Source organism: Streptomyces sp. NBC_00328, from assembly GCF_036139655.1.
Taxonomy (GTDB): Bacteria; Actinomycetota; Actinomycetes; order Streptomycetales; family Streptomycetaceae; genus Streptomyces.
This window is the reverse complement of the sequence record NZ_CP108013.1, coordinates 9,899,682-9,921,591: the sequence shown is the minus strand read 5'-3', so window position 1 is coordinate 9,921,591 and position 21,910 is coordinate 9,899,682. Positions and strand designations below refer to the sequence as shown.

The 21,910-nt window shown below is 67.3% G+C and carries 12 protein-coding genes and 1 pseudogene; 5 read left to right on the top strand and 8 right to left on the bottom strand.

What is annotated here, in order from left to right; all coding sequences use genetic code 11:
- Positions 1 to 83 precede the first annotated feature (83 nt).
- Positions 84 to 788 carry a hypothetical protein gene (locus OG485_RS43645; RefSeq protein WP_328663247.1) on the bottom strand — a complete coding sequence of 235 codons (705 nt, stop codon included), beginning with the start codon at positions 786 to 788 and terminating at the stop codon, positions 84 to 86.
- Between the two features lie 742 nt (positions 789 to 1,530).
- On the opposite strand from OG485_RS43645, the gene OG485_RS43635 reads away from it, so the two are divergent.
- The 3 genes from OG485_RS43635 (at position 1,531) to OG485_RS43625 (ending at position 12,641) form a co-directional block, all read left to right on the top strand.
- Positions 1,531 to 3,546, top strand: a complete 2,016-nt coding sequence (locus tag OG485_RS43635) for a hypothetical protein (RefSeq protein WP_328663248.1) — start codon at positions 1,531 to 1,533, stop codon at positions 3,544 to 3,546.
- A gap of 362 nt (positions 3,547 to 3,908) precedes the next feature.
- Positions 3,909 to 10,250 (top strand): AAA family ATPase, encoded by a 6,342-nt coding sequence (locus tag OG485_RS43630; protein ID WP_328663250.1) that lies wholly within the window; start codon positions 3,909 to 3,911, stop codon positions 10,248 to 10,250.
- Between the two features lie 1,221 nt (positions 10,251 to 11,471).
- Positions 11,472 to 12,641, top strand: a complete 1,170-nt coding sequence (locus OG485_RS43625) for an ImmA/IrrE family metallo-endopeptidase (RefSeq protein ID WP_328674193.1) — start codon at positions 11,472 to 11,474, stop codon at positions 12,639 to 12,641.
- Positions 12,642 to 12,651: 10 nt separating this feature from the next.
- On the opposite strand, the gene OG485_RS43620 is transcribed toward OG485_RS43625, so the two are convergent.
- Together OG485_RS43620 and OG485_RS43615 are read right to left on the bottom strand one after the other, a co-directional pair.
- Positions 12,652 to 13,386, bottom strand: a complete 735-nt coding sequence (locus OG485_RS43620) for a hypothetical protein (RefSeq protein WP_328663251.1) — start codon at positions 13,384 to 13,386, stop codon at positions 12,652 to 12,654.
- A gap of 172 nt (positions 13,387 to 13,558) precedes the next feature.
- Positions 13,559 to 15,199 carry a PD-(D/E)XK nuclease family protein gene (locus OG485_RS43615; RefSeq protein ID WP_328663253.1) on the bottom strand — a complete coding sequence of 547 codons (1,641 nt, stop codon included), beginning with the start codon at positions 15,197 to 15,199 and terminating at the stop codon, positions 13,559 to 13,561.
- Positions 15,200 to 15,668: 469 nt separating this feature from the next.
- Here OG485_RS43615 and OG485_RS43610 point away from each other — a divergent pair, with 469 nt between their 5' ends.
- A complete protein-coding gene (locus tag OG485_RS43610; protein ID WP_328663254.1) occupies positions 15,669 to 16,934 on the top strand; it encodes a competence protein CoiA family protein in 1,266 nt (421 codons plus the stop codon).
- Between the two features lie 397 nt (positions 16,935 to 17,331).
- Positions 17,332 to 17,664 (top strand): helix-turn-helix transcriptional regulator, encoded by a 333-nt coding sequence (locus OG485_RS43605; protein WP_328663256.1) that lies wholly within the window; start codon positions 17,332 to 17,334, stop codon positions 17,662 to 17,664.
- 66 nt (positions 17,665 to 17,730) lie between these two features.
- On the opposite strand, the gene OG485_RS43600 is transcribed toward OG485_RS43605, so the two are convergent.
- From OG485_RS43600 to OG485_RS43580, 5 genes and pseudogenes are all read right to left on the bottom strand, one after another.
- Entirely contained in the window at positions 17,731 to 18,534 is an 804-nt protein-coding gene (locus tag OG485_RS43600; protein WP_328663258.1) for a hypothetical protein, read from the bottom strand.
- A gap of 431 nt (positions 18,535 to 18,965) precedes the next feature.
- Entirely contained in the window at positions 18,966 to 19,637 is a 672-nt protein-coding gene (locus OG485_RS43595; protein WP_328663259.1) for a hypothetical protein, read from the bottom strand.
- A complete protein-coding gene (locus OG485_RS43590; RefSeq protein WP_328663261.1) occupies positions 19,634 to 20,227 on the bottom strand; it encodes a sigma-70 family RNA polymerase sigma factor in 594 nt (197 codons plus the stop codon). Before OG485_RS43590 ends, OG485_RS43595 begins: the two co-directional genes overlap by 4 nt.
- A gap of 884 nt (positions 20,228 to 21,111) precedes the next feature.
- Entirely contained in the window at positions 21,112 to 21,267 is a 156-nt protein-coding gene (locus OG485_RS43585) for a hypothetical protein (RefSeq protein ID WP_328663263.1), read from the bottom strand.
- 473 nt (positions 21,268 to 21,740) lie between these two features.
- Positions 21,741 to 21,869, bottom strand: a pseudogene (locus OG485_RS43580) (IS5/IS1182 family transposase); the annotation flags it as partial.
- Positions 21,870 to 21,910: the final 41 nt, after the last annotated feature.

Sequence of the window (21,910 nt, the reverse complement as noted above, 5' to 3'; positions counted from 1 at the left end):
CGACGATCAGCAAGCCCAAGTTCAACCTCGCCAGCATCCTGTGCACCTGCGCCACACCGGCGAGCGTCGACTTGATGTCTGGGTCAACTGCGGTCGTCGCCGCAGCTTTCCGCCTCCTTCACGCGCGGCTGGCCCATAGAGATGGATCCCACCGGGTCGTCGTCCCTCAGCGCCGAGCGGTCGTACAGGACGGTCGGCGAGCGCTCCCATTCCTTTCCGTGGCTGTCGACGAACATCAGGTACTTGAACTCGACCCGCATCGGCGTGAAGCGCTCCATGCCGCCCCTCGTTTTGGCCCGCCGGCTCCGAGGGACCAAGACCATCTCGTCAGTATCGAACACCCGCTCAGTGCATGGAGGCAGATCATTACCGTCCATATGGGCGGAGTAGAGCCCAATGGTGAAGCGTCGAGCTCCGAGGAAAACGTCCGTCACCGGGTCGAGGGAACGGTTCAAGACGTGGAGTTCAGGCCCCTCGCCCGACGGCGGGTACTCCAGCCAGAACGTGACCCGTGATGCTTGAGCCTGCTCCTCGCGCTGGCTGTCCTCCCGCGACTGGCTGAGTTGATCCTTCGCCGTCTGCTGGGTCCAGTACGTGGCAACTGCCTGCGCCCAGAGACCGCCGATCGCGGCGACAGCGGCAAGTACGGCTGTGCCGACCGTGATGGCGTGGGTCCACCCAGCCCTCCGTAGACGTTCCCGCACACTCAGCGCTGCGGGCTCCGGCTCTAGCTCGGGCTCCGGCTCTGGCTCGGGGGCAGTGGCAGGCTGCGCCTCAGGCTCGGGCACTCTCGGTTCCGGCACCCGGGCCCGTACCACCTGCGGCGCTGTCCGTCGGCGAGCTAGCCGCAGGCGTACTCTCCGCTCCGATCGCTCGGTCAATCGACCTCCTCGGCTACAAGCACCCGCATACGCTGGCACAAGTCGCCTATTCCCGCGCCTACTTCGCCATACGACGCTCGTACGCTGCCACCGCGCCCGTCGCCTACGGCCCCACAGCCGGCTGCGGGGTCGTGGGCAGCGGGGCCCAACCTCGCTGGTCAGCGCGGCCACGGCCAGCTCCCGCTTCGGGCAGTACGGACCGTCAACGTGAGACACCCACCGCGTCCCGCGCACCGGCCTCGGCCGCCCCCGCTGCTGGCCTGACCAGGTCGTCGCCGACAAGTCCTGCAGCTCCCGCCGCCTTCCGCGCCTACCTCTGCCGACGCGGCATCGCACACACCATTCCCGAGAAGCGCGACCAGCAGCGATACCGCCACAACCGGGGCCGTCGCGGCGGTCGGCCTCCGGTGTTCGACCGGTAGATCTACCCCGCCGCAACATCGTCGAGCGCTGCGTCAACCGGCTCAAAGGCTTCCGCGACATCGCCACCAGGTAGGACAAGACCGCCACCTCCTACGAGGCAGCGATCAGTCTCGCGTCATTCCTATTCTGGGCCAGATCCGTTTGAAGACGAACCCTAGGACTTCGCGAGGCCAACTGCCCATTTCGGGGCGCGAATTCGCCACTCACAGAAAGGTAGGGTGCGGTCATGTCGAATGTGGGAGCGGAAGCCGATCTGGTCCAGCGCTTCGCGCAGCGAGGGATCGGGGACGGCCAGCAGGTTCTACTGGGCGGGATCCTGCGCGCACTGGATCCGCGCGGCCTGCTCACCCAGCACGCCGCCTCCCCGGGCACAGCGGCGGTCGCGCTCTCCAGGGCGCACGCGGTCCTGCATTCCCGCGGCACCGCAGCCAATGCGCGCGAGGCGCAGCCCTACGAGGACCGGGTTCTCCAGATCCAGATCGACGCGAAGAACGCAGTCGACAGGGCCTGCGCCTTTGCCGCGACCGATCAGCGTCTCGCCGATGCCAAGGCCTTCCTCCACAAGATCGTGAATGATGGTGCCGGCAAATTGAAGCAGCCCGCGCAGTGTCGTGCGCTGGCGAAGGTGATGGACCGCCACCGACGCGATTTCCAGGACGCGATCGCCGACCTCGCGGCCCGCGCGTGGCAGTCACCGCCGTCGAACGACTGCCTGGCGTGGATTGCCGCCGAGACAGCGGCGCTGTGCCTGGCGAGCGAGCGACACTACGACCTCCTGCTTGACGACGTGCACGCCCTCCTGCGCCGGCCGAACCCGATCGGCGGCAAGGACCTGGTCAATGTGCTGCTCCCGGCATCGACGCCGTTTCGGGTGGTTGTGGTGGTCGAAGGCGCTGCCGGGCTGGCCACCGCAGGCTGGCTGATGCCTGCGGACGCCGATTGCGTACAGTTCCCGGTCGATGGGCTGCCCGAGAAGTGGGCCCACGGGAAGGCCGAACTGGACGCCCTTGCCACGCTGGTGAGGGAGCGCATGGAGCAGCGGGGGGCCTGGGCGGGCGGGAGCCCCAAGGCGGTGCTGTTGACGTTCCGGGTGCCCGCCTGCGATCACGGCGCGGCGACCCTCATCGGTCGCCGTAAGGCCGCCGAGCTGCTGGACCAGTACGTGGCCGGTCACCGTCTCGCCGAGCTGCGGCTGGGCGAAGAGACCCTGGTCTGCGCGGAGACTACGGGGCGCACAAGGCGCTTCGCGGGAAGCCTGTCCGCCCCCGCTGCGGCGAAGCCGCTGACCGGCCACTGGCCGCCTCAGTTGCGCGAAGGTATGCGAACAGCCCACATCGCCCGGTCCACGCAGGGCCTGACGGCCAGTACGGGCTTGTGCTGGGCGACCCTCGAGGCACTGGGCCTGAAGTCCAAAACGCAAGCCCTCGCGAAGACTTTGAGCCTGCAGGCCCTGCGCCAGCAGGTGACGTCCGCCCACCAGGAGCTACGCGTGGCGGCGCTCGGCAGGCACAGTGCCGCAACAAGTGCGCTCGCGCTTGCTGAGCAGCGCAGGGCAGGAGTGCTGCGTGAGTACGACCGGGCAACGGCCGAGGGCCGCGCGGTCCCACTCCGCCTCAAAGAGGCGGTGGAAGCGTGCCAGAGGGATGTCAAGGTCCGCACGCGCGAGTGCGCGGCGGCCGAGGCCGTCTTTCGCCAGCCGCTGGAGGTGCTCGACCGCTGGACGGAGGCTAGAGGCCGTGGACGAATCGCGGACGTCAACCGCTGGCTTGACGTCCTGGCGCCGCCCCCGGCAGTGCCCTCAAGCCTTGCGGAGGCTGTCGGCGCGCTCGATGACCTGACCCGCGCCGTCGGAGGATGGGCCGCCCACGTGGTGCGAACCTGGCAACAGCGCCTCTCGGACGCTGAGGCCACCGCGAAGTGGATCGAGGAGGCCGAGGACCGCTTCAAAGCCGCGCTGGAATGGCTCTACGCCACCCGCAACACCGCGCTGCACGAGGGCCGGTTCGAATCCGAGACCGGGACACTTGACGCACTGGGCGGACGGGGCCTGGTCGATCTCACATTGGAGGTCCTTGGCAACTGGTACCAGCACGCGAGCACCGGGGACCTGGCAAGCAAGGTTGTCAGTGACCTCGGCACACGCCAGAAGTCCATCCTTGACCAACTTGAAGTCAAAGGCGTCCGAGACCTGCATCTGACACACCTGACCAGTCCCACATCGACCGGTCTGGACCGCCCGTGAAGTCAGGGTGAAGAAGTGAGAGTGGAGGTGTCCTGCCAACTGAACGAACCGGCTCGAAAGCCGGTCGGGGACTCGAAACCCCGGTCTCCTCCTGGCGAGCCGGTGCGATGGTGAATCGCCGTACCCGAAGTATCTCCGGCCCTGAGTGGACTATAGCTCCCGATGCCTGCCACACGCAGCCGATCGCACGCTTGTAGCAGGAGGAACTGCCGTGAGCGGGCCTGCCGGGCAGTCCCCAAGGTGTCCGGCTCGCTCTCTGCGCTGTCATGGACCGGCCGTTACCTGGCCCAGATCGAGAGGTTCGTCGCGGTTTCGTCACTTCCGCGCCAGCAGGGTGTTCGACCGGGAAGAATGCGGCCGACATGAAAGATCTGACTGCCGCGCACCGCGGGTACGAGTACCAGGATCTGATGGAGGCAGGGCGCATCGTCGACCTGCTGCTCGGTGGGATCGCCAGGGTCCATGTGGACGAGAAACTGGTGACGGACGACCGCTTCGACGACCTCACGGTGGTCACCGCGGACGGATCCCGCGAGCGGACCCAGTTCAAGCACTCGGACGAGGAAAGCCCCCTCGACTACACCACGTTCACGTCCGACGCCCGCGGACTGAGGCTGGACCGCCTCGTGGCGGCTGCCGTCGCCGACCGGGACGGACCCGGCGCGGGCGCAACCGCCCACCGGTTGCGGGTTGTGATGCGCGACGCTCCTCCGGAAGACGACGTCCTGAACGCGGTAATGGTGCCCGCCGGCTCCCCCGATTCGCCGTTCCTGGCAGGGATGAACACCACACTCCTGCGGTTCGACGCTGAAGCGCTCTTGCGAGGGTTCGACCTGCCCGCGCGGGGCCGGCGTAAGGCGGGCAACATTTTCGGGTTCCTGACCAGCGGTGACAGGGCCGTGTCCAAAGAAAACCTGGAATGGCTGTGCGAGCACTTGGTGGTGGAAGTCAATGCTCCGGCCATGACGACGGACCTCCTGCTGCCGGGGCCGGCCGAAGAGCTTGTCCTCCAACGGGTGCGCGGCGAGCTCGGGGCGGGGATCTACCCCAACGAGGGGCGCTCGCCGGTGGACGTTGCCGAGGCGCTCATCCGCACGGTCCGCTCTGCCCGGCAGCGTGGCACCGAGGTGACATTCCGTGAGCTCCTGCGCCAGGCCCAGTTGCGCAGTGACCTCGGTGCTGTCGTGCGCGCGAACCCTGTCGACCGCGCCCTGGAAGTGGCAAGGCCCGCCATGGTTGGCGTCCTGGCGGAAGCGGCCGCGACAGCGGCGGCTTCCGGGGGAGTCCTGTTGGTCACGGGCCCTCCGGGGCAGGGCAAGTCCTGGGCGTGCCAACAGCTGGTCGACCAACTTAGCGTTGACGGATGGCTGGCCGCCGAGCACTACTGCTACCTCGGTGACGCCGACGGCGACCAGTTGACCCGGGTGGTCACGGAAACGGTCTTCGGCAGTCTGCTGGGCCGACTGGCCGAGTCGGACCCCGACCTTGTCCAGGAGCAGCGCCCGCGTTTCGCTGCTGATGCTCAAGCGCTGACCGCGGCGGTGGAAGCCGCTCTGGGCAAGGCCCCTGGCCGGCGCGTGGCGCTCGTCGTGGACGGACTGGACCATGTCACCCGCGTGCAAGGAGGAAGGACCAGGAGAGCCGATCCGTCCCTGGCCCTCGCCGCGGTCCTCGGCTCGCTGCCCCTTCCGCCTGGCAGCGTCCTCATCGTCCTCAGCCAGCCCGGAGACCACCTCGTGCCCCTCCAGGACACGGGTGCGGCATCCGTCGCCGTGCCGCCGCTGACGGTGCACGAGTGCCGCGCCGTCGCGCAGCGGCTCGGGCTTGTCCCAGCTGCGGACGGCGAGCGCGCAGAATCGTTCCTGACCGACGACCGCGACGTGACCGACTTCCTGGACGCGCTGCAGGAACGCTCGGGCGGTAACGCCCTGTACGCAACATATCTCTGCCGCGAGGTCGCCCTCCGGCCGGAGACGATCACGAAAGCTGCGGCAGTGGTACGGGCGCTCCCGGCCTACCAGGGATCGCTGGAGGGTTATTACGCACACCTGTACGACACGCTCGGCGCGGAAGCCGACGTCGTCGCGGACATCATTGCCCTGCTCGGCGTGTCCGTCACTCACGAGGAGCTCGGAGAGATCATTCCGGACCGGGTGCACAGGATCGGCAGCGCGCTGAAGGTGCTGGCCCCGGTGCTTTCCGTGACAGCCGGACCCGGAGAAATCCGTGTCTACCACGAGTCGTTCGCGCGCTACCTCCGCCTGGGCTACGACAACAACCCCGGGGCCCTGGAATCGACGCTGGCGCTGATCGCTACCTGGCTGGCCAAGAAGGGACTGTTCGACGACTCGCGGGCTTTCCGCCGCCTCCTGCAGATCCTCGCCGAAGCGGGACGCGACGCGGAGGTGCTCGAGTACATCGGGCGGGACTTCGTCAGCCGTGCTGTCGCCACCGCCCACCCGGCCTCGGCGATCACGGACAACCTGGCCACCGGTGTGCGCTGCGCCGCCAGGACGGCGAACTGGCCCCTAATCGCTCGTTACGTCGAACTTGCCAGGGCCGCACAAACGTTCGAGTTCGAGCGCTTCGACGCGGTCCTGGTGGAATTCGCCGACGTGCCGATCGCCTTGATGGGGGCTCAGACGCTGGCGGACCGGCTCGTGCACGACGGGCGGACCGTCATGCCCGCCCGGGCAGGTCTGCAGATGTGCGCCGTCCTCGACGCGGCAGACGCCGTGTCACCCTGGCACGAATACATGACAGCACACGACCGCGAGGCGGAATCGGACAACACCTCCTACGACGCAGAGTCCGACCGGGCTGTCGAACTGGCATACCTGCGGGGCCGGTTGCGCCTGTCGGCGACCGCTCAGGGGACAATGCAGGAGCCGCGTGAGGTCGAGCCCGGCCAGCCGGTGTCGCTGGACCGCATCGCCGAGTGGTTTGACGAACGGGGTGATCAGGCAGCGGCCGATACCGTCGTGAAGACGCTCCTCGACACCGTCGGAATCGAGGCCGTCACCGACCTGGTGCCGCGCCTTCAGACAGGCGGCCCGGTATGCCTCGCACTCGCCGAGCAGATCGCCGCAGGCGCGGTGCCCGGAGCGGCGGTCGGCGCGGACGACTGGGCGCAGAAGGCCGCCGACCTGGGATATGTGGTGGGAACGGCGCATCGGCTGCTCGCCCTTGGGGTCGCCGCCGCCGATCTCGCCGCAGGACTTGCGACAGGAGAAGCCTCGACGGCCCGCGACACCTTGTTCGCCCTGAGCTCCGACGTGCAGAACGAACAGGTCCGGTTTAGCCCCGAGAGCGTGGCCAGGTGGCTCGATGCGCTGGCGATCACGGCACGAACTGACCCCATCGCCCTTGATGCGGTACCGGCTCTTGTCCAGGGGCCTGGCTGGTACCCCTGCTGGCTGCGGTACGCGATCGCCCTGGCCCGCGCCGAAGCTGCCGAAGCCTCCTCCCGGTCCGTCCTGGTCATCGAGGCCCTCGATCTCCTGACCGCAGACCTCCGGCCCTTCACCGGCAAACCGCGCGCCTGTGATCTCTACCCTATCCATCCACTCATCGAAGAGTCGGTGCGCCGGGCGGCCGCCCTCGTGTCCGACCAGGACTGGCCGCAGGCGTGGAAGACCCTCGTCCGCGTCAGCCGGGAAATCAGCGTCAGCCTGCGCGGCGAGATGGGCGGACCGCTGCCGGCCGACACGCTCCTGACGATCGCCGTCGAGCACACCACGCCCGCACGGCAGGCTGACGTCGACGAAGCAGTCCGCATCGAGTTCCTACAGCAGGCCGGCGGACGCTTCTACAGCGACCTCGCCCGCTACCGCCTCCTCCACGCGCGCCTCGCCCTCACTGGCGACGACCTCGCCAAGGCCGAGGAACTCTGGCTGGCCGCCTGCAGCTTCCTGGCAGCCTATGGCTGGCGCAAGGACATCACCGTCTACGAGGTCCTGGATCCGCTGCCCGCCCTGGTCACTGCGGACCCGGCCCGGGGCCGGGCACGCGTGGCGCGCATCCAGCCACTGTGCGAGCGTCTGGTCAATCACACCGACGGCAAGGAGACCAGCGCGGCCCGCCCTCGGTGGTGGAACGTCCTCGCCGGGGCCGATCCCGCGGCCCTCGCCAATTTCGCCGCCACCGGCCTGCTCAGCGACTGCAACGGCCCGAACACCCTCCTCGACGGCGCCCGAGAAGACCTCTGGGAAGCGTGGAGCGACACCGTCGCCCCGGTCACGGCCACCGCCCTGCGCCTCACGCTGGACACTCCGCTCCTCCAAGGCGACGCCGCACTTCTGGACCGGCTCGCCAGGACCATCGGGCCCGCCACGCCCGACGACGTTCCACAGCTGCTGCGCCTCGCACTGAGCAGGGCCGACGAAAGGCAGGCGAACCGCGACTCCTCCGTCGACGAGACCAGGCCGGCCGACGCGCAGTTGGTCGCGGAACTCAACGCCGTCGCCGAACGCGTCGGCGCCCCGCGGCTCGCCCCCCTGCCCGAACCACCGGCCACCGACGAACCCCGTAACCGCCGCACCGCACCCGTCCCCGCGCAGCCGACCCCGGCCCCAGCCTCTCCTGCCACCCCGTCGCCCGTGCCCTCCGAACCGGTCGGCCTGATCCAAGTACTGCGCGCATGGCGCCGGAGCCCGTACGAGGTCGGCACACCACAGCACACCCTCGAACAGATGACAGACCTCGTCGGCGACGGCCTGCTCGACCTCGCCACCCGAGGACAGACCGACGAGGCCTCACAGGTCCTGCGTGCCATCGCTGGCCCCTTCGACTTCCGCGACGGCCCGCTCCTGCTGCGCCAGCTCGCGAACAAGCTCTACCAGAACCGCCACGACGCTCTCGCCGCCGAGGCCTACGCACTGACCTGGGTGCGTACACGCGGACAAGGCGGATGGCTGAACTTCGGAGGCGAGACAGCCCTCGACGCCCTTCGCACGGCCTCACAGCTCGACTCCACCCTTACCCACCGCGTCATCACCGAAGAAGTCGAAGCAGTGGTGGGCTCTGGCCGGTACGGGACTCATGGCATCACCCAGGCACTGATCTTCGCCTTCGCCCACCAAGCGCTCGCGCTGCCCCCGACCCACTCCCTCAACATAGCCTTCGCCCTCTGGGACGAAGCCGTAACGGTCATCGAGAACAGAGCACCACGCGTCCACGACAGCGACGACCCCCAGCACCCCTACCGCGCCCCCGACAACGACAACGGCACCCCCGCACCCGGCGACCTCGACCACGCCTTCACGACCGCGGCCCTGGCCGCACTCGCCCACGCCGACCGGGAAGGCAAACGCCGCGCGATGGTCGCGACGCGGTACCTGATCACACTGCGCCCCGAAGCCACGGCCCCCGCCATCGCCTTCGCGCTGAAGCAACTGTCCGATCCTGCGACCCTGATGTGGCTGCTGTGCCTCCTCCAGGAACTGCAACCGGCGGCCCAACCTGTCGTGGACCACTGCCAGCACGCGCTCAAAGCACTGGCCCAAGGACCGCTGCTCACCGTCCGCGCCCTCGCCCGCCGGCTGCTCACCGATGCCGCCGGCGTGCCCATGGGCCCCTCCGACCCGGCCGCGCTGAACCCGCCAAGCCGCCTGTGGAGCGCCGCCGCACAGGAAGACAGCCAGAAAGACCGCTTCGTGAAGGGGATGGTCGCAGAAGTGGCCAGCGCGCGGCTGAACGAAGCCGAGCGTCTGCAGCCCGGGCTGATCCCAGCGGTCCTCGCCAAGGTCCGCTACGAGTTCGACACCGAGCGCACCATCCAGAGGAACACGGCCCAGCGCCGCGCCAACCGCAGTGCCGACGAGGACGAGCTGCCGGACGCCTATCTCGCCCTCGAAGAGACCATCGAAGAGGCGATCCAGACAGTGGCGGCAGGCAGCCGCGCGCACAGGCTCTCGCAAGGCCTGGGCGCGAGCCACCCGGCCCTCTGGGAGGACCAACTGGCCGCCCTGCTAACAGACGACCCCCGCATCCCGCTGGCCTTCGAAGAAGCACGCTGGCCACGCCCCAACCTCCAGCCGCCACCCGGCCCGGACGACTCGTCCAGCCAGGACACCATGCAGGCCGGAACAACCGCCGAGACCATCTCCACACGGCCACTGGCGCAAGCCACCGTCCTCACCGGACAGACCCTCCCGGGCTGGCGCATCCTCGCTTCCGCAGAGGAACGCAAGTTCCTGTCATCGGACACCAGGACGACCAACCTGACCACTGTGAGCTTCTCGGCCCCGGACGTGACGGACAGCCGAAACCAGCAAGACAGCGCCTTCACCTTCGCAGAGGGAGACCTCGAGGAGTGGACCCGGCCGCCGGGGCACAACCCCGCCGCCGACAGCCCGCCGGCCACCCCGCTAATCGGCCTCGACCGCACCATGACCGCCGCCGCAGACGCAGCTCAAGGCCTGGGCCTGCCCGGCTTCACGCTTACCCCCACCCCGTGGCTGCGGGCCGCACTGCGCCTGACACCCGGAGCCCCGCTGACACTGGACGACGACCGCGGGCCGGCCCTGCGGCTCATCTGCTGGCGCACCGAGTACGAGCGCAGCGCCTACCGCCTGCCTTGGCCGCGAACGACCGGCTGCGCCGTCGTGATCCGCCCCGACCTGCTGGACGTCCTGTCCGAGCGGGCACCCGCACCGATCGTCATCCGAGACATCGTCACACGTCACGTGGTGGAGAGCGCCTGACCAAAAGCCGGTAAGACACCATGATCGGATAGCCCGGCACCCGCAATCGGACAACGAGTGCGACCAGTCAGCCGCGAGGGGCCGCGCACACGGCCACCGAATGTCAGCCGTACCACCCGCACGAGGAGCGATTTCGAGGCGAGTTCCGAACCCTCCGAAGGGAGATCAACAACTACAAGGCGTGACCGGCTCACGGAACTTGTGCCAGACCCCAGGTTCGAACCGTTAATGCCAGTACGGGCCGGTGACGGGCACTTGGTGAGGCCTTGACGTGACCACAACGGGCCGGCTGACCTTTTGGAGGAAGTTGCGAGACGCAATCCTCGACAACACCCGGCAGTGACCGATCAGCAGCAGGCCTACCCCGACGCGCTGCGCTGGTAGGTGGCGCAGCACTGCGCATCTGTGGCCGGCGATCAGGGATGGGCCGGAGGCTTTTATATCCCGCGCGGACTGCCGCCGCAGGCCCGTTACAACCTGGCGAAGACGTCTTCGCCGCTCCACGAGGCCAGGATAAACAGCTTCGCGTGGCAGCAGTCAGAAAGCTCGGTGTGGCTGTTCAGTACGAAGCTGAAGCGCTCAGAGAGTCGTTCTTGGACCGCCCCTGCCAACTTGGGGGTCCCACTGGGCTGCAGATTGCCGCCTCTGCTGGTGAGGCTGCGATCGCGTGTTCGTCGGCGTCTCGGCAACGGTCTTGCGTGGAGTATCGCAACCCTCCCAATAGGGTGACGTTGTATGTGTAAGGCTGCTTTCATGGGTGGAGCATCGGGCATTGGCGGTGCGTGGCTGCGTGGACCAGGCGCCGCCCTGTCAGGGGCTCTGCCGGGGAGGGGACAGGCAATCGTGGCTCCCAAGGCGACCCTTCTGTGGGGCTTGGCGTCTTGTCAGCGGGAGCTGCGTGAGTGGCACTGTCCATCCGGCGAGGGGTGTTTGCATCAAGCTGTCATATCCTTCGGCCCATGAGGCGTTTTCGCAGGTCAGCCCTTTTGGCTGGTGTGCTGAATGGGGTCCCTGTCGTGGCTGGTGCGCCCTCGCCACTGTCAGTGCCTGGCTCTATCCTTGGTGGCATAGGGGGCAGTCGCAGAGGGGTGATTTCTGCAGCTGAGGGCCTTCTGTCGGCACAGCCCGGTGGCGATGGAAGGGATCTTTGGGGAGGGTGTTCGTGCTGTTGCAAGAGGGCATAGGCATGGGCAGAGAGAGAAGGACAAGGGGGTGACACGCATGAAGAGTGAGCCAGCAACCTTCGATGCTCGCGCGTTGAGCGAGCTGCTCGTCCGTGACGACGTCACTCCGTCTGTCCTGGAAGAGCTTTTCGGATCTTCTGAGGTCGGCGATGAACTGTTGCGCGGGGAGCGTTTGCCGTCGCGGCGGGAAGCGTCCCTCCTGGGCGCACTCCTGGGAGTCGATCCCAGCGTCCTGACCGGTGCGAAGAGGCCCTCGCTTGGCGTGAGTCTGCGCTTGGGGACCGCGCAGGTCGAACACGATGTGGTGGAGCCGGTCGAACACGCCATGAAGCTTCTGACGGCTGACCGACTGACCGAGCAGTGGGGCTTCCGGACACCAGCTGCGGATCTTTCTGCCTTCCCTGTGTCGAGGAGACAGTTCAAGCCGAAGGAGGACGGCAAGACGACTGCCGTCCGGCTACGGGCCCGCCTTGAGTTGGATCCGCTCAGCCCGATTGAGGATCTCACAAGCCTGGTTGAGAGCATGGGTTGCGTGGTGGAGTACCGGCCTCTACCGAATAACGTTCACGGTATTTCTGTTCCAGAAATCAGGGGAAGCCGTAAAGTCTGGGCGATTCTCGTCAACTCGCATGACTATTGGGCGCTCCAACGTTTTACGCTTGCACACGAATTGAGTCACGTTCTTTATCAGGACAGCGGACAGATCATCGTCGACCGGGCGCAGACGTCAAATGCTATTCCTGAAATCATCGCAGATTCCTTCTCTCGGCATTTCTTGTTTCCTGATGACGCGCTGGAGGAGCTGCTAGAAAAGCATGGCCGTCCGGGGAATCTGGCAGATACGGACCGGCTTGTCGTTGACATTATGCTCACTTATGGCATAAGTCGGCAGGCCACTCTCAAAGCGCTGCGGGATTCGAAAGATCCTCTGGCTCCGCCGGAGTCGCTGTTGCATCGGTGCGAGGGTGTGGCAGTCCGGTCGATGATGGCCAGCGTGGGAGCAGGTGCGGCCTGGTCCGAGATGGCAGAGGCTGAGGGGTGCAGGTATGCCTCACCTCGGCTGACCGAGCATGTTCTGGCCGCGTTCGCGGACAATGTTGTCAGTCTGCCGATGGTGGCCGACGTGATCGCGGACGGCGATGAGGTAGAGGCCGCGCGGCAGTTGACCGCTGCAGGGTGGGATCTGCCTGCGGCGGCGGAGAGGTAATGCTGCGGAACTAGCGCGTCAAGGCGTCGCAGGTCTGGCACTCACCGGCCAGGGCGTGGCATCGGAACGCGGAGGAGTCGGTCGGCCGCACCTCGGCGGGCAGGGTGCCGAAGTGGGCCGTCATCTCGGTGAACGCCGTCAGAAGACTTTCCTGCGTCAGGTGCGAGTTCTCGCAGGCCAGCTCCGCAAGGATGTTGCGCAGGTTCCGCGCGGACACTCCCTGCTGCCAGGCCGTGAGGCTGGCGCCTCCGTCGTTGGTCAGCAGGATGGCTGTGCCGCCGGCCTTGATGACGTCGGCAGCGACGAGGATGCTCTCCGTTTCGCCGTCATGGCGCTTTGCCCTGTTCGCGTCGAACGGGGACCACCTCTCCCCTCGTCGCATCGCTGCTGCACGGTCGAGTTCGCGGAGTTGCTGTTGCACGGGGAAGAGCAGGTCGGCTGAGTTTTCGGACGGCTCGCGCACAGTGATGATCTTGTCGTCGAGTTTGGTGACGAGCCGGTCCGCGCAAGCGCCCATCAGCACAAGGTTCTGGTGGGGGCGTTCCAGTCGGGGCACCCTCGCGACAGCACGGATTTCCTCCGCGACAGCTGTGGCGACGACCACGGTCTCGCCATAGAGGTCGAGGAACATCTCCAGGTACTTGGGGCGGTGGGCCAGGGTGTAGAGCAGGCCGGTGTCGGCAAGGGCAGTGGCGACGGGCAGACGGCGCTGGGGAAGCGCTGGGTCGACGGCGTACTTGCGCATCGGCGGCAAGGACGGCCTGGGGCGAAGGTTCGGGCCGCGGGGCAGCATCACCCGGGGGGTGGGGGGCAGCCTGTCCAACTACCCTCCCGCAGCGCACTCATGCCGATATGTTCCCTGTGGGCAAGCCTAACCGTGAGCTGGCCTGCCGCGCACGTGTTCTGGGTGCGGGGAGTTACTCGGGGGAGCCTGTCGGCAGACCGGCACACGGCTCGTCGTCGGACTGCGGCTGTTCGTGGGCGCGGTAGTCGAGGTCCGCCGCATCGGGGCACCACCGTCGGACGGGACACCACGTGCACTGGGCGCCGGGCGAGGGGGCCCAGGAGGTGTCACGAATCCAGGTGCGTGTCCGTAGCTGAACCTCGGCCTGAGCCATGCGGACCATGTCCTGGTCTCGTTCCACGTCCCAGGTGAACACCCGTGCCTCGCTTGGGGTGATGACCTCGAGCTCGATCCTGGGGAACGTATCGGATTCGCCGAAGGCATCTTTCGCGGTCCGAGCGATATTGATCAGCCAGGGAATCGGGAAGAAGCGGTCGAAGGCATCGCTCTCGTCCGCGGGCATCTGAGTCGTCGTCTTCGTTTCACGGACAACAACTCTTCCGCTCGGGTCCCGATAGACAAGGTCGGGTCGAGCGGCGACGATCACATCTGCCTTCGCGTCGTAGCCGTAAACGGGAGGCTCGACGGCGATGACCTCCGAGCCTTCAGCCAGAGGGCAGGAACGGCTGTGGGCGACGAGGAACTCTCGGGCCTTCGCGTACTCGTCCGCAGTGAGGCTCCCCGTGAAGACTCCTTCCTGGTCGGGAGGCGCGACGTCCCGCTCGGTGCACTGGGTACCGCGCGTGTGTGCCTGGTCGAGCCATCGGTGAATGATGCGACCGCGGTCCGATGCTTCCGAAGGGTTGTCCTCGGTCGGCAGCCGGAACTGCATGTCGAGGTACCAGCGGGCGGCGCATTTCGAGTAGAGCTCTAGATCGGCGGCGCTGACAGAGCGCGTTGACGGGCCCGGCCGTCTCTGGCCAAGGCAGTCGGTGAGATCTTGCAGACTGGGGCAGCGCCCCGCCAGCTTGCACTTCTGGCACGAGGGCCCAGGCCCGTAGTCCGTGGGGGAAATCAACTGCCTGATGACCGGCCGACCCTGCGCCTCGTAGAGGGCCAGAGCATCCTCGTACGAGTGCTCAAGAACGACCTCGGTGGAACCGTCCTGCAGGCCGACCTCGACGACTCGGATCCCGGTGGGCGGGACCCGCATCTGCAGCCTGGCGGCGACGTAGCCGGCGACTGTCGCCCCGCGGTCGCTTTCCTCTGTACGACTGCGTGCCCTTTTCATGCGCAGACGGCGGATCTCGCGGACTCCGTCGCCGTTGCTGTAGAGAAATGCCCAGACCTTAATCTCACGGCCCTGGCCGCCGACAACGGGGTCCAGGGTGGTGAAGCGCATCTCCCCGTGCTGCGCCTCGAGTGCGTCGTGTGCATCCAGATATTGCTCCACCGCGTGTGCGACGTACCTTCTCAGCCCGGGGTGGAGATTGTCAGAGCGCAGCGCCATCTGCTCGTTAAGGGCTTCCTGTAGACCTTCCCAGGTGATGGTGCGCACGTCACGGTGGAGCGCCACGACGATGTCCCGGATCACGCCGAGCATGAACGGTTCGTCGCCGTAGCGACGCTCCCAGCCTTCGACGGCAAAATCCCGGCGCGCCTTGGCTGCCGAGAAGACACCACAATGAGCAGGATGGCTCTCCGCGTCCGAGGCCCAGACCCGAAGGCGGCCTTGATGGAGTTGGAGCTGCTCCCGCAGGTCCTGGGTCGACACTGACCGCACCCCCTATAGCGTGGACCAGCAGGCGTTACTGCAGGCACCGCAGTATAAAACTGCCTCAGGCATGGACGTTTCGGATTTGACACTGGCAAGTCCATTCCGATAGCCGACGTGCGGCGCGTACGGCTTGTTCCGCCGGCGGCCCTCCCGTCGGGCCGCCGCGGCGCGCGAACGCCGGGCTGGACGGCGCAGCAGCTTCTCCTGGCGCCGCCTTCTGTCCCGCGGCCGACGCAGCAAAAGCACCCGACACCGCCCGTCGGCTGATGCCCAGCCGTGGATGCCGGGCACGACATCCCTGGCATCCGCTGGGCAGCACACGAGCCGGCTTTGGTCCCGCCATCGGCATCTGCGGCTGCCTCCCCAGCATCACGCAACTCTCAAGTTTGCAGACCCCGTTCCCGGGGACGGCCGGCAGGCCCCGGCGCTCTGTCTGAACCCGTTCTCTGCGCATACCGTGGAATGCATGGCCAACGGGGTGTTTCACACCAGGTACGGCATAGAGATCAACCTGCACCGCAAAGACCTCGCCAACCCAGATCGTGAACACCTGCTGGAGGAGATCACCCAGCCTGTCGGCCGGCGCGCCCGCGACCTGCTGCAGTGTTTGGAGGACCGCAACGGGGGCGAATGCCAATGTGCGCTGGACGGCAAAACGCCCTGGATGTTCGTCCGCCGTCAGCGCCGCAACGGCCAACTGGTCTGGGAGGCGGCTCACCTGCCGCTCACTCACGTCGCAACACCCCAGGAGAGTGACAAGCACAAAGCAATGAAGGAGCGGATCGCCCGTACCGCAACGCGGCACGGTCTGGACGTACAGACTGAAGCACGGTCCGAAGACGGACGAGTGATCACCGATGTCCTTGTGACCGGAGCCGGCGCACGCGTCGGATGGGAAGCTCAGTACTCCCCCATCACCGCCAACACCGTCCGCCGGCGCTCCGCCAAAGCCCGCGCCCGCGGCATCGCGCCCCTGTGGGTGACCGGCGACGCGAGCTCCCAACTGATCGACAGCGCCCCCTGGACCCGCGTCGACGACGTCCCCTGGCAACGCATCATCTCTCCGCTCGCCCTCATCATCCGCGCCGGGGTCCGCCACCTGCAGATATGGAAATGCACCCCCGTCAGCGAGCGTGCCTGCCCCGATACGGGCGACGCCTGCGGCAAATGGCACTGCGGGTGGTACCTGGCCGCCCTGTGCCTGCCCCAGGAACGTGCTACCGCGCTCGACGAACTCGTCATCACCAGCGCCGACGGCGAACACCTAGCCGTGCGCTCCCGCAGCCCCCACGACCCACGGCGCGTCACCTACCTGTGGGCACTGGCCCGCGATGTGCAGCGCTGGCGCGAGATCACCGGCGAGTCCGACGCCCCTGCCGAACCCGACCAGAGCGACGACGAACACGTCACCTACACCGAGGAAGAAATCGACGGCTCCTGCCGGTACGGCGAAGACGGCCCCCACACCAGCAGCCCGCGCCCCCTACGCGAGACCACATCCGCCACAGGGCTCCACACCTTCGACCAGGCACCCGACCACACCCTGCTCCAGCCCAGCCGGCCCATCGCTCTGCATCTTTCCCCCCGTGAACGCCTCGTCATCGCCGCAGATCTGAAATGCCCGCCCTGGGAAATCGGACCCTGCACCCTGTGCGCCACCCCCATCCACCGCTACGGCCCCCGAAGCCCCCTCGCGTGCCCCACCTGCCGCACCGCCACTCACCATCCGTAACGGGAGCGATGTAGAACCTCCCCGTGTCGCGGACTTCGACTTCTTCTGCGCTGCCGTAGCGATCTTCGTAGAACTCGCGTTCGTGCTCAGCGGCCGCTCGGGCGGCGGGACCGCTCTCGTCACCACGGCCGCCCACAAAGCGGACCGCTGGAGTGTCCGCGACCGTGGCTGGGAACAGCAGTCGAAAGCGCCGTGGAGAGCGGCCGTCAGGGTGATATTGCTGCCGGGGCGCGGCTGTCTGGCCGGGCGGCGTATGTGCAGGCCAGACTGGGTGCGCGGCAGGTTGGAGCAGATGGCGTTCCGTGCTTTTTGCGCGAACCGAGTTTTTAGTTAGAGCTAAAGGTGGCATCCTAGTTGAGGCAACGTTCCTTGCTGCCAACGGACTTGGGGGTCCTCTATGAGTTTCTTCGCTCGAGGTGAGAACAGCACAGACTTAGCCGGTGCGCAGTTGGCCCGGCAGGCGACTGCCTCTCTGGCGGGGATCCTGGCGGGCCTTGGCAGATCGCGTTCCGACCTGGCCAAAGCGATGGGTGTCAGCCCGGGGCGCGTGAGTCAGATCATGTCCGGGGACGCCAATCTGACGGTCCGCACACTGGCTGCAGCAGCCGAGGCGCTGGGAGCCCAGGTCGAGATCACGTTCTCGGTACATCCCCAGACCGCTGGCGTGCCGGCGAAGGGCAGCGGGGACTCATCGCCGATGCGCGGTGCCGGCCTGCCGTCGCATCACTGACGAGACATCTGCTGCCGGCCCCGCCGACACGGCGTGTTCCTACACTCGCGTAGATGGCCAGCGCTTTCAGCGGCGGCTGCGACGCCAGGACAGCCGGCGCTTCTGCGGCGGCACCGAAGCACCGTGGTGGGCGCCGGCATTGAAGGCACCGGTCCGCAGGGCTTCGAGTGCAAAATATTCGGATCGGCGGCCGTGCAGGTAGGCCAGCATCACAAAGTGCTCACACAAGGTGCGGGCTTCCGCGAACGCGCTGCGGCAGGCGAATTCCTCGTCGGCGTCCGGTTCCCTTTTGAGCCAGGGGGTCTGGACGTTGCACGCATCGTCGATCTTCGTCTGTACTTCGAGTGCCCTGTCGATCGCCTTCTCGGCGGACTCGTACTGGGCCTTGATCGACTTGATGACGGCTGCATGGTCCTGCCGGGCCAGCAGGTACTGCTGGAGTTCATGGATGAACAGGCGCAGCTGCCGCGATTCCCTGAAGTCGGCGAGAAAGCCGGTGCTCCAGTTCAGGGCGTCGGTGCGCATCCGGTACTCCAGGCGCTCCAGGAGCCACGCGACACCCAGAGTCATGAACTTGACGACCGGCTGGGCCGTGCCGTCCTGGCGGCGGCGGGGGGCTGCCGTGGCACCGAGCGCGAAGCCTGCCGCCGCCGGAGGCACCTTCGCCAGGTGCGGCAGCAGCAGGCCCGCTCCGATGGCGATGGCGCACATCAGGGCGACGACGCTGAATGCCAGAGCTGCGGAGCGGTGCGTGCCCAGCAGCCGCCCCTTGCCGCTGAACTGCCGCAGCAGGCCGAACCAGGCGACACCCGCGCAGATCACGGCCGGTAATGCGAAATCGGTGAACCACGTCTGTTGATACCAGTGCATGTACGGCCCCAGATTTTCCAGTGAACAGGCAGGACCGTCGCCCGACGGCAGAGGTGAGGCGGGCTCCCCCTCGGCACCTGCGCCCAGCCCTCGCCCATGACAGGCGAAAATGCCCGGCATAGGTACGGCCCGATAATCTCACTCTGCGCTGCCCTTGGGTCTCACTTTGAGCAACGTGAAGTGACGGATTGCATGAGATCCGGCCACCCTCAGAACTTTCAGCGGCACCGTCCCGAGCTCCACGCCCCCTCCCCGGCAGGCATGCGAACTTTGCTGCTGGGGGGCGACGGCCACCGCCTCCTGCACTGCTCGCACCGTGCCGACCGACCGACGACCGGCTTGCGGCGGACAGACTTCCGGTGAGCGGGCGGCCAACCAGCGGCGAGCGTTGCGGGTGCCGGTGCGCATCGGCCGGCCGCGTCGCTGGGGCATCAGCGGCGGGTGAAGTCGTGGAGCCGGTCGGCCAAGCGCCGGTCGGGGCGCTGGACGATGATGCAGGAGCCGGCCTTCGCGGTGGCGAGGCGGTCGACCTCCATCTCCAGGCCCCCGGTCGGGGAACTGGCGTGGCTCAGGCCGGACTTGCGGACGTAGGTGGCAACGCTCTCCAGGAAGGCGAGGAAGGCGTTGTCGGGTGCCTCGGAGTCCAGAACGCTCTCGGTCACCTCATGCAGCCAGTGCCGTGCCTCACGGGCCTCGCCCAGGGCGAGGTGGTGCAGGTGCAGGCAGTAGGCGGCCGCACGGTGCCCGGCGCCCGCGGCGAGCTGCCACCAGAACTGGGCGCTCTCGGGATGACCGGTCAGATGGAGCAGGCACGCGAACACCAGCGCGCCGTCAACATCCAGATGACCGACATCCAGAGGAGCATCGGGTTCCTGCGCGAGACGGTCCACGTGGTGGGCCGCGTCCGGCTTGTTGAGGATCCACCGGCACACCGTCGACAGCCGCTGGCCGGCCTGCGCGGCACGCAGCATGTCCGGGTTCGGCCGCGCCGCCGCGCCGGCCGCGTCCGCGGCCAGGCGGCGCAGCGCTGCGCCCACGTCGAACCCGTCGCGCAGTGTGGTGGTGATCCGTGCGTCGGCGAGGAGGTCATCGATGGCAGTCACTGTCCTGCTCCCTTCTTGACGGGCCTGCCGGCGGGAGCGGGCAGGCCCAGCTGGATGCGCAGGCGTTCCCTGCCCTTGCGGCCGTGGTAGTCGACGGTGCGGGTGTCCAGGCCCATGTAGCGGGCGATCCGCTTGGTCGGATAGCCGAGCAGATGGCGCAGGACGATGACGGTGAACTGGCGGGTCGGCAGACCCAGGATCGCCTCGTAGAGGCCGCCTGCCGCACCGTTGATCTCCAGCTGGTTGCGGACCGCCTCCAGGTTCTTGGCTATCGGGCCGGCGATGAGGAAGGCCGGGGGCCGGTTGTCCTCCTGCAGACGCTGGCTCACACCCCGGTGCAGCACGGCGAGCGTCTGCTGCTCGAGATCGCCCTGCTGCAGCAGCTCGTCCCAGCCGCCGAGGATCTGGAGGAACACCTGATGCACCACCTCCTCCGCGACCCGGCGGCCACCGAGGTGGATCACCGCGAAGTCGTGGAAGAACTCCTGATGCCCGAGGTAGAAACCCTCGAAGTCGAGGGGCAGATCAGGAGGGGCCGCATGACCGCCGTCCTGGGGCGACACGTCAGTGCTGACCTCGCCAGTGCCCATGAAACCTCCAGGCGATGCAAGCACCGTCTGCTCCTCGTCGAGCAGCGGCGCGTATCCAGACGCGGACCAACCGGCCCGCGCAAGGCCCCAGTTGATCGGGGTCCTCAGGCACCACACTCTCGATTTCGGAGGCGTAAGACTCATGCCGACCCCGGAAAAAATTACTCACCGATCATCAACGTAAGCGGAACGTTAGTTCTCTGTGGGTCATCCTGTTCGAGACAGGGCCCGTGAGCAGCGGCAACGCGTAAGAGGAGCACGGTCCTGCCGGTAAGAACGACCACAACCGTGGCGCACGTCACACCCATTGAGTCAGCGCCCGAACGCCCAGCCCGCCAACAGACGCCACACCCTGACACCCGCGCGCAGAACCGATCCACCATCACCCGTTGGAGCGACACCGCCCCCAGCCGGAAACCGGCTCCGCACCGCAGCCGTCTTTACCCATACCAAGGTCAGGATCTTGCACCCCGAGCGGGACGACACCGGAGCAGCCGCCCCGGACCCCGTCGGCACGTTCCCGTTGACCGCCTAGAACGGATTGTCTGGGTGGTGGAGGGGTTCAAGTCCTGGTGGTTCTTCCTCGTCGTCGAGGACGTCGGTGCTCTCAGGCACACCGAAGGCCGTACGTATCTTGCCCGCTAGTCCTTCGCCGATACTGCCACTGCTCGTCCGTCAGATCCGTGTCATAGGCCCGGACCCGGTCGGGCTGGTCGCAAGCGTTCCCGAACCGGTGAGCGAGGCAATCACACGAGGGTGACAGCGAGTTGGACTCCGCGGGCGTGAACGCGTACCCCTGCTTTCATGCACGCTCCCGGCGGAATCACCCGCCCCGGCCACTCTTTTCGATCAAACCGCACTCAAGATCGATAGGACAACGGCTTCTAAGGCATTTCTTTGCCCTCGTACCACACGTCCCAACCGCTGGGGTAGTCGCAGTTGTACGACGGCAGCGCCTGTGCCGGCGTCCCGGACAGCCCGACCAGGGCGGCGCTGAGGACGGCGGCGGACAGCAACGACGTGATTCTCCGTGATCGCATCCTTGGCTCTCTGGCTAGTACGGGCCTCATTGTTGAGCGGGGGTGAGGGAGGTTAACGCTGCTCAGGGGCCGCAGGGATCTTCGTCGCGACCCCTGCGGGATGTGCGCGGAGGGTGTGGGGCGTGCCGCTTGCCCCAGGCCTCAGAGGATTGGCCAGTCAGCGTGCACAGGTCAAGATCGGCAGATCTGAGCACTTTCAGAGGGGTTCTGGCCGGGGAATGTTCGCTTTGTGGGACGCGCTTGGGCGAGGATACTTGGCGCCAACCGACTGCGGAAGACCTCGATCGGCTCACCATCCGAAGGACGGCTGCGCGGGCGCGGCCCACGTCAACCGCACAAGCGACGCGGTCCGCTCCACCCGTGCCGGCGAGCCATCCGCGGATCTGTGAGAGCCGAGGGTTCCCGGTTGGGTGTGGCTCCGGGCCGCCCGACCGGGGGCTCCGCTTCCGGGACGTTCGCCGAGCACTGGCGATCCCAGAGTAGAAGGACCGGTCGGCCGCGATTCGGTCGATCGGCAGCAGCGTGCCGTCCAGGATCACGAATGCCTTGGTGGAGGCGGTGCAGGCCGCGGTCCGCAGGTCGGAAGCCAGCGCGGCAAGGACCGCACCCGCAGCAACCGCTTCAAGCGCTGAACACTTTGCAA

Bases quoted from the DNA above. Each gene is read 5' to 3' on its own strand.
- OG485_RS43635 (WP_328663248.1), top strand. From the start codon at position 1,531: ATGTCGAATGTGGGAGCGGAAGCCGATCTGGTCCAGCGCTTCGCGCAG.
- OG485_RS43630 (WP_328663250.1), top strand. From the start codon at position 3,909: ATGAAAGATCTGACTGCCGCGCACCGCGGGTACGAGTACCAGGATCTG.
- OG485_RS43625 (WP_328674193.1), top strand. From the start codon at position 11,472: ATGAAGAGTGAGCCAGCAACCTTCGATGCTCGCGCGTTGAGCGAGCTG.
- OG485_RS43620 (WP_328663251.1), bottom strand. From the start codon at position 13,386: ATGCGCAAGTACGCCGTCGACCCAGCGCTTCCCCAGCGCCGTCTGCCC.
- OG485_RS43610 (WP_328663254.1), top strand. From the start codon at position 15,669: ATGGCCAACGGGGTGTTTCACACCAGGTACGGCATAGAGATCAACCTG.
- OG485_RS43605 (WP_328663256.1), top strand. From the start codon at position 17,332: ATGAGTTTCTTCGCTCGAGGTGAGAACAGCACAGACTTAGCCGGTGCG.
- OG485_RS43600 (WP_328663258.1), bottom strand. From the start codon at position 18,534: ATGCACTGGTATCAACAGACGTGGTTCACCGATTTCGCATTACCGGCC.
- OG485_RS43590 (WP_328663261.1), bottom strand. From the start codon at position 20,227: ATGGGCACTGGCGAGGTCAGCACTGACGTGTCGCCCCAGGACGGCGGT.
- OG485_RS43585 (WP_328663263.1), bottom strand. From the start codon at position 21,267: ATGCGATCACGGAGAATCACGTCGTTGCTGTCCGCCGCCGTCCTCAGC.